This window comes from Sphingomonas sanguinis, assembly GCF_001476905.1.
Taxonomy (GTDB): Bacteria; Pseudomonadota; Alphaproteobacteria; order Sphingomonadales; family Sphingomonadaceae; genus Sphingomonas; species Sphingomonas sanguinis_B.
Genome location: NZ_LDTE01000149.1, coordinates 1 through 5,803, shown reverse-complemented (window position 1 = coordinate 5,803; position 5,803 = coordinate 1). Strand labels below are relative to the sequence as shown.

The 5,803-nt window shown below is 66.8% G+C and carries 5 protein-coding genes; 4 read left to right on the top strand and 1 reads right to left on the bottom strand.

The window, feature by feature from the left end; all coding sequences use genetic code 11:
* Nucleotides 1-88: 88 nt before the first annotated feature.
* The gene (gene ruvA, locus SB4_RS17820; protein WP_058753648.1) at nucleotides 89-688 is read left to right on the top strand and encodes a Holliday junction branch migration protein RuvA; all 600 of its coding nucleotides are present in this window, start codon (nucleotides 89-91) and stop codon (nucleotides 686-688) included.
* Nucleotides 689-713: 25 nt separating this feature from the next.
* On the opposite strand, the gene SB4_RS17815 is transcribed toward ruvA, so the two are convergent.
* Nucleotides 714-1,607, bottom strand: a complete 894-nt coding sequence (locus SB4_RS17815; RefSeq protein ID WP_058753650.1) for a 2-hydroxyacid dehydrogenase — start codon at nucleotides 1,605-1,607, stop codon at nucleotides 714-716.
* A 155-nt stretch (nucleotides 1,608-1,762) separates the two neighbouring features.
* Here SB4_RS17815 and ruvB point away from each other — a divergent pair, with 155 nt between their 5' ends.
* The 3 genes from ruvB (at nucleotide 1,763) to SB4_RS17800 (ending at nucleotide 5,072) form a co-directional block, all read left to right on the top strand.
* Nucleotides 1,763-2,788: a Holliday junction branch migration DNA helicase RuvB gene (ruvB, locus tag SB4_RS17810; RefSeq protein ID WP_058718293.1), complete on the top strand. Its 1,026-nt coding sequence runs from the start codon at nucleotides 1,763-1,765 to the stop codon at nucleotides 2,786-2,788.
* A 330-nt stretch (nucleotides 2,789-3,118) separates the two neighbouring features.
* Nucleotides 3,119-4,333 (top strand): toxic anion resistance protein, encoded by a 1,215-nt coding sequence (locus SB4_RS17805; RefSeq protein WP_058753647.1) that lies wholly within the window; start codon nucleotides 3,119-3,121, stop codon nucleotides 4,331-4,333.
* Nucleotides 4,334-4,337: 4 nt separating this feature from the next.
* Nucleotides 4,338-5,072: an HAD family hydrolase gene (locus SB4_RS17800; RefSeq protein ID WP_241488681.1), complete on the top strand. Its 735-nt coding sequence runs from the start codon at nucleotides 4,338-4,340 to the stop codon at nucleotides 5,070-5,072.
* The last annotated feature ends 731 nt before the right edge of the window (nucleotides 5,073-5,803 follow it).

The window sequence follows — 5,803 nt, the reverse complement described above, 5'->3', positions numbered from 1 at the left end:
GAGGGGATGGGGGAGGGCAAAGCCCCAGGCGACGAACCCAATCATAACACCCCGTGACGTCCACCCCCTTTTGTTCTAACCCATCCGCATGATCGCGCATCTCAAGGGACGTTTGGACTCCACCGGCATCGACCATGCGGTGATCGATGTCGGCGGCGTCGGCTATCTGGTAGGTGCGTCCGCGCGCACGCTGTCCGCAATCGGCCCGGTGGGCGAGGCGGCGATGCTGCATACCGAGATGCTGGTGTCCGAGGATTCGATCCGCCTGGTCGGTTTCGCCAGCGCGGACGAACGAGACTGGTTCCGGCTGTTGACGGGCGTGCAGGGCGTGGGCTCTCGCGTGGCGCTGGCGATCCTGTCGGCGCTGGAGCCCGCCGATCTGATGCGCGCGATCGCCAGCGGCGACAAGGCGATGGTGGCGCGCGCGAACGGCGTGGGACCGAAACTCGCCCAGCGGATTGTCATGGAGTTGAAGGACAAGGTCGGCGGCATCGTGCTCGCGCCGGGGTCCGGCGGCGGAGTCGCCGCGTCGGCGGGGGCTGGCGCGGACGCAGTGTCGGCGCTGCTCAACCTTGGCTTTCGTCCGGCCGAGGCCAATGCGGCGGTGGCGACCGCCGAAGAGGAATTGGGGGCGGGCGCGTCGCTTGATGCGCTGGTGCGGTTGGCGTTGCGGAAAGCCGCCAAGTAACGCGTGTCGGAGGCAGGGGAAAACCTTACCCCAGCAACCCCGGCACCGCGTGCCCGGCGAAATGCGCGTCCAGATTCGCCACCACCATCTCCGCCATGGCGGCGCGTGCTTCGCGCGTGGCGCTGCCCTGGTGCGGGGCGAGCACGACATGGTTCATCCGGCGCAGCGCATAGGGCACGTCCGGCTCGTCGGCGAACACGTCCAGCCCCGCCCCGGCCAGCCTGTGCGACTCCAGTGCGGCGATAAGCGCGTCTTCCTCGACCAGGCTGCCGCGCGCGACATTGATGAGGACGCCATCCGCGCCCAGCCGCTCCAGCACCTCGGCATCGACAACGCCGCGCGTCTCCTCCCCACCCGGTGCGGCAAGAAAGAGCACGTCGCTCTCCGCCGCCAGCGTCGCCAGATCGGCAACGAAGCGCCACGCCACCGGCTTCTCCGACCGCGCAGTATAGGCAATCTCGCCGCCGAACGGCTTGGCGCGGGCGGCGATGGCCTGGCCGATCCGGCCCAGTCCGAAAATTCCGATCCGCCGCCCGCTTGCCCGGCGGCCGAGCGGCACCGCCCAATTGCCCATGCGCACCGCCCGGTCGTTCGCCGCTACCCGCCGATCGACCGCCAGCCACAGCGCGATGGCAAGGTCGGCGACATCCTCGGTCAGCACGTCGGGCGTGATCGCGATGCGGATACCGCGCGCCGCCACCGCGTCATGGTCGATCCCGTCATGACCGACGCCGTGCACCGCGATGATCTCCAACTCGGGCAAACGCTCCAGCAGCGCGGCGTCGACCGTCATCTGGCCGCCCCCGACGATCGCCTTGGTGCCGGGCGGCGGCGTGTCGCGGTGGAGCGTGAAGCGTTCGGCGAGCATCGCCTCCAGGGCGGGCGAAACGGCAGTGGCCAGATAGACATCGTGCGGCATGGCCCCGATCATAGCGCGTTTCGGTTTGCGAGTCCGCTATCCGGGGTTAAGCCGTGGCATGGGCGATTGGCGCGGGCCCGCCTGGGCTGCTATGTTCGTGCAATGTTCGCTTGGCTGCTCGACAGCCATGCCCCCCAGCCGCTAGGGCTAGCCGCGTGACCGACCAAGACCGCCTTTTGTCCGCCAGCCGCCGTCCCGAGGATGTCGACGCCGCGCTCCGCCCGAAAAGCCTGGACGAGTTCGTCGGGCAGCAGGCGGCGCGCGACAATCTGCGCGTCTTCATCCAGGCGGCGCGCGGGCGCGGCGATGCGCTGGACCATGTGCTGTTCTTCGGCCCGCCGGGATTGGGCAAGACGACGCTGGCGCAGATCATCGCGCGCGAGATGGGCGTAGGCTTCCGTGCCACCTCCGGCCCGGTGATCGCCAAGTCGGGCGATCTCGCCGCGTTGCTGACCAACCTCGAAGACGGTGACGTCCTGTTCATCGACGAAATCCACCGCCTGCAACCGGCGGTCGAGGAAGTTCTGTATCCGGCGATGGAGGACCGGGTTCTCGACCTGATGATCGGCGAGGGGCCGTCGGCGCGCAGCGTGCGGATCGACCTGCCGCGCTTCACGCTGGTGGGGGCGACGACGCGGCAGGGACTGCTGACCACGCCCTTGCGCGATCGCTTCGGCATCCCGGTCCGCCTGCAATTCTATACGGTCGAGGAACTGACCCGCGTCGTCACCCGCGCCGCCCGCCTGCTCGACCTGCCCATCGCCGAGGACGGTGCCGTTGAGGTCGCGCGCCGCTCGCGGGGCACGCCGCGTATCGCGGGGCGCTTGCTGCGTCGGGTGCGTGATTTCGCCAGCGTGGCAGGGCATGAGATCGTCCATGCCGCCGCCGCCGACCAGGCGCTCAACCGGCTGGAGGTCGATGCGCTGGGGCTCGACGCGATGGACCGGCGCTATCTGACGATGATCGCCGATGTCTATCGCGGCGGACCGGTGGGGGTGGAGACGCTGGCCGCTGGCCTCTCCGAGCCGCGCGACACGATCGAGGAGGTGATCGAGCCGTTCCTGATCCAGCTCGGCCTGCTGGCGCGCACCGCACGAGGGCGTATCCTCAATCCGGGCGGGTGGAAGCATCTGGGACTGAACCCGCCGATCGGGTCGCAGGACGGTCTGTTCGACGCCTGACCGGCCCAAAAAAGCCCCCTGACGGCGGTGAACCGGCAAGGGGGCAGGCGGGTGTCTCTGTCTGCTGCGATTCGGCCCGGCTTCTTCGGTCGGGGCTCGATCGCCGTTCCGTAACCGCATGATCCGCCACGCAAAAGCATGGAAGCCCAGGGCTTTGGGGGATGATCGGACCGCCCGGAGAGGCAAGGTCGAGGTCGGGTAACGAACCCCCGCCACTTCGGTTGCGCGTCCGCAGCATCAAATCGACGTATAGTATTATCCCCATAATACACTTGAACCGGGTCGCCATCCCCTCCACACTATGTGCCAGGGCATTTGGAGACTTTGAGCATGGCCACGACCGCCGATACCGTGACGCAGGAAAAGGGGCTGACGCTGACGCCGCCCGATCCCGTGCCGACGGTGGCGCCCGCCCAGGCCGCGGGGCTGGTCCCCGTCGATGACAAGACGCGCAGCCAGCTGGAGCAGAAGGTCGACGGCTTCGTCGCCGAACTGATTGCGCAGGACGTGAACAGCCCCGAATTCGGCCGCCGCGTCGATGCGATCACCGCCATGGGGCAAAAGGAAATCCGCGAGGCGGCCAGCCAGTCCAACCGTTTCCTCGACCGCCCGGTCAAGGCGATGGACGGCGAGACGGGCGTGGGTAAGGACCTGACCGAGTTGCGCCGCGTCGTCGAAAGTCTCGATCCGGGTCGCCAGGGCAATCTCTCCGCCCCGCGCAAGCTGCTCGGCATCCTGCCCTTCGGCAACAAGATGCGCGACTATTTCGACGGCTATCGCTCGTCGCAGACGCATATCGCCGCGATCCTGAAAAGCCTGTCCTCGGGCCGTGACGAACTGCTGATGGACAATGCCGCGATCGATACTGAGCGGGCGAATCTTTGGTCGGCGATGGGGCGGCTGGAGCAGATGATCCATCTGTCCAAGACGATGGACGCCAAGCTGGAGGATACGGCGAACGAGCTGGATCACAGTGATCCCGCCAAGGCCAAGGCGATCCGCGAGACCGCGCTCTTCTATACCCGCCAGCGCACCCAGGACCTGCTGACCCAGATGGCGGTCACGGTGCAGGGCTATCTGGCGCTGGATCTGGTCAAGAAGAACAATGTCGAACTGGTAAAGGGCGTCGACCGCGCCTCGACCACCACCGTCTCGGCGCTGCGCACCGCTGTCACCGTGGCGCAGGCGCTGGCGAACCAGAAGCTGGTGCTCGACCAGATCACCGCGCTGAACTCGACCACCGCCAACATCATCGATTCGACCGGCAAGCTGCTGCGCAGCCAGACCGCGCAAATCCATGAACAGGCGGCGGCCTCGACCATTCCGCTGGAGACGCTGCAACGCGCCTTCCAGAATATCTATGACACGATGGATGCGATCGACAGCTTCAAGATGAAGGCGCTCGATTCGATGAAGACCACGGTCACGACGCTGGGCAACGAGGTCGAGAAGTCGAAGGGGTATATCGCCCGAGCCGAGGGCGCGCAGAACCCGCAGCTAACCAGCGGATCGTCTGCGTCGTCGTTCAAGCTGGAGGCGCTGTAAGCCCGTGACCACCCCTCGCTCGAACGAGGTCGATGCCCAGATCGAACGGGCGCGCGAAGTGATGGCGCGCATCTCGCAGGATTATCGGGGGCAGGCGGGGCAGACCGTCAAGCGGGTGCGCCGCCGGGCGCGCTCGGCGCTGCAACGCCTGATCCTGATCGCGGTGGCCAATGCGGTCATCCTGATTGCGGCGATGGTGACGGGCCTGATCCTGCCCGGCGGGATCGGCATTTTCGGGGCGCTGGCCGCGATGATGCTGATGCTGGCGGCGACGCTCGCCATCGCGCTCGCCCCGGCGGCGCGCGCGCCGACGCCCGCCAAGCTGGCCCAGGTCGATATCAAGGCGCTGCCCTCCCAGACCGAACGCTGGTTGGACGCACAGCGCCCGTTGCTGCCTGCCCCCGCCGTGCAGCTGGTCGACCGGATCGGGCGGCGGCTGGACACGCTGTCGCCGCAACTGGCCAGTGTCGACAACGAGACGCCCGAGGCGATGGAGGTCCGCCGCCTGATCGGCGAGCAGCTCCCCGCCTTCCTGCGCGATTATGAACGCGTGCCCGAACCGCTTCGCCGGGTCGAGCGCAACGGCCGAACGCCGGACACGCAGCTGCTCGATGGCCTGAAGCTCATCGAGCAGGAAATCGGCGACATGACCCAGCGGCTTGCCCAGGCCGATCTCGACAGTCTGTCGACGCGCGGGCGGTTCCTGGAGATGAAGTATCGGGACGAGAAGGCAGAGTAAGCGACGGAGTCCCGCCATCACCCCGGCGAAGGCCGGGGTCCAGTGGCCAAAGTCTTTGAGGTGAGGACAGACCTTCTGTCGCCCGCGCTGATTCTACTCTGCCCCGGCTTTCTCCGGGGTGATGAAAGAGCGTTATCTCCGGGGCCAGAATATGGCTTGGTCGCAGAGACGAAAGCCAATGCCTGACGATATGTCCCATAAATGAAAAGAGGCTGCCGGGACGTCATCACGACGGCCCCGGCAACCCCTAAACATGGTCAGCGGCCGGAGAGCTCCAGCCCGGGAGACCATGCGGGCCTCAAGACATCAGGCGCGACCGTTGATTGGGGGAAAATACCCCCCGAACCGCGCCTATCGATGTCAGAGACCGGCCCCCCGAACGAACTGAACCGACCCCCTTGCTGAACCATGAGACATCGGATCACCTCCTTTCGCTAGTTAAAGCCAATGCACCCTTTCAAAGGGCGCATTGGCAATGTGCGGAGTCGCAAGGCGATAAACAAGACTTGTTTTGTGACGATGTTTGACCGAACATCCTGCGCCCGCGAAAGGACGCGGGATTCAGCCCCGGCAATCCTCGATCACCCGCCCGACCTCGGCATAGGCGGGGATGACGAGTGGTGGCTGACCCGCCTGTTCCACGGTGAATCGTCCCCGGCTGAACGCCATCGCGTCGAGCAACGGATCGGCGGCGGGCAGGCTGAGCTCCGCGCCCGCCGCCGATCCGTTGC